The sequence below is a fragment of the Aquabacterium sp. genome, assembly GCF_021768455.1.
Classification (GTDB): Bacteria; Pseudomonadota; Gammaproteobacteria; order Burkholderiales; family Burkholderiaceae_C; genus Aquabacterium.
In genome coordinates this window covers 1-1,806 of sequence record NZ_JAIZVX010000282.1, presented here as the reverse complement: position 1 = coordinate 1,806, position 1,806 = coordinate 1, and the positions used below count along the sequence as shown (strand labels likewise).

Sequence of the window (1,806 nt, the reverse complement as noted above, 5' to 3'; positions counted from 1 at the left end):
GCCCGGCGCCACCGCGGCCAGGGCCGTCGGCGTGATGCCCAGCTCGACCAGGCCCGGCAGCCTGCCCGAGGCCACATTGGGCACGGCCATGGAATCGAGGTTGTCGGCCGACATCAGCGGCTCGCCCGGCAAGAGGCCCATCATCCGGGCCTGAAGGCGCCCGGCCGCCATGGGCAGGGGCAGCACAGGCCGCGCATGGCCGCTCCACTGCCCGGCCCGCTTCACCAGGTCGCCCAGGGTCAGCACCTCGGGGCCCGCCGCCTCGTAAACCGGCGCGGCCACACCGCCCTCGCGCAAGAGGGCCACCAGGGCCCGGGCCACGTCCTCCACCCAGACCGGCTGGAAGGTGGCCTCGCTGCCCGCCAGGGGCATGAGCGGGAAGACGCGCTGCAGGGCCGCAAAGAGGTTGAGGAAGCGGTCCTTCGCGCCAAAGATGACGCTGGGGCGAAGGATGCGCACGTCCAGGCCCGGCACGCACAGGGCGCGCTCGCCTTCGGCCTTGCTGCGCAGGTACTGCGAAGGGGCCTGGGCCGGATCATCGGGCACGCCCAGGGCGCTGACGTGCACCAGGCGCTTGACCCCTGCCTTGACGCAGGCCGCGGCCAGGCGCTGGGGCAGGCCCACGTGCACGCGGGTGAAGGCCTCGGGCGTGCCGTGCAGGATGGCGATCAGGTTGACCACCACGTCCACGCCCGGCAGCAGGCGGGCCAGGCTGGCCTCGTCCATCACGTTGGCGGCCACCACATCGACATTGGGCAGCGGGAACAGGTGCTTGCCGTGTTCGCGGCGGCGGCTGGGCACGAGCAGGCGGGTGCCGGCGAAACCCGGGGCGGCCACGAGCTGCTCGCACAAGGCGCTGCCCACGAAGCCGGTGCCGCCAAGGATGAGGATGCGTTGCATGGTCAGGCTCCTGCATGAAGGTCGTTGTCAGACCTGAGGGTAGCAGGCTGGCATGCCGGCCATCACCCGGGCGGGGCGAACAAATCCACGCCAGGGCGCGGTGAGGCACACCGCACGGCGCTCAGGGCAGATCGGCTTCGGGCTGGGGCGCGGTGGCCGCACGCGGGCCCACGGTGGTGCCCAGGCGCGCCTTGATCGACAAGGGCCTGTTCTGCAGCACATGGGCGTAGACCACGGCGTTGGAGAGCACCTTCTTCACGTAGTCGCGTGTTTCGGTGAAGGGCACGTTTTCCACCCAGGCGGCGGCGTCCACCCGCATGCCCTCGCGCCAGCGGCGGGGGCGGCTCGGGCCGGCGTTGTAGGCCGCGGCGGCCAGGGCCTGCATGCCTTGCAGGTCGTCGAGCACCAGCTTGAGGTAACCGGCGCCAATGCGCAGGTTGGTCTGGCGGTCGGTGATCAGCTCGGGGCTGTAGTCGATGCCGAGCTTTTTGGCCGTCCAGGCGGCGGTGGCGGGCATGACCTGCATCAGGCCCGAGGCGCCCACGTTCGAGCGGGCCGCCACGATGAAGCGCGACTCCTGGCGGATCAGGCCATACATGTAGGCCGGGTCCAGGCCCACGTCGCGGGCGGCGGCCAGCACATCGGCCTTGAAAGGCGTGGGGTAGCGCTGGGCCAGGCTGATCTCCTGGCGGGTGCGCTCGCTGGTGTTGATGCAGCGGTCCCAGACCTCGCGGTCGCAGGCCGCTTCGGCCATGGCCATCAGCTCGCGGTCGTTGAGGGCCTGGCCACCTGGCTTGCCCCAGCTCTGGGTGTAGTTCCACTCGCGCACGGCCTCGCTGCGCCAGCCCAGATCGAGCATGCGCAGGGCGCGGTCGACACCGGGCAAGGCGCGGGCCTGGGCCAGCT

2 protein-coding genes are annotated in these 1,806 nt (G+C 71.6%); both read right to left on the bottom strand.

Going from position 1 to position 1,806, the window contains the following annotated elements; translation table 11 throughout:
* Positions 1 to 900 (bottom strand): complex I NDUFA9 subunit family protein (locus QZ994_RS19770; RefSeq protein WP_290877783.1); only part of this gene is annotated, 900 nt, incomplete at its 3' end.
* 121 nt (positions 901 to 1,021) lie between these two features.
* A partial coding sequence (locus tag QZ994_RS19765) for a lytic transglycosylase domain-containing protein (protein ID WP_290877781.1) occupies positions 1,022 to 1,806 on the bottom strand: 785 nt, incomplete at its 5' end.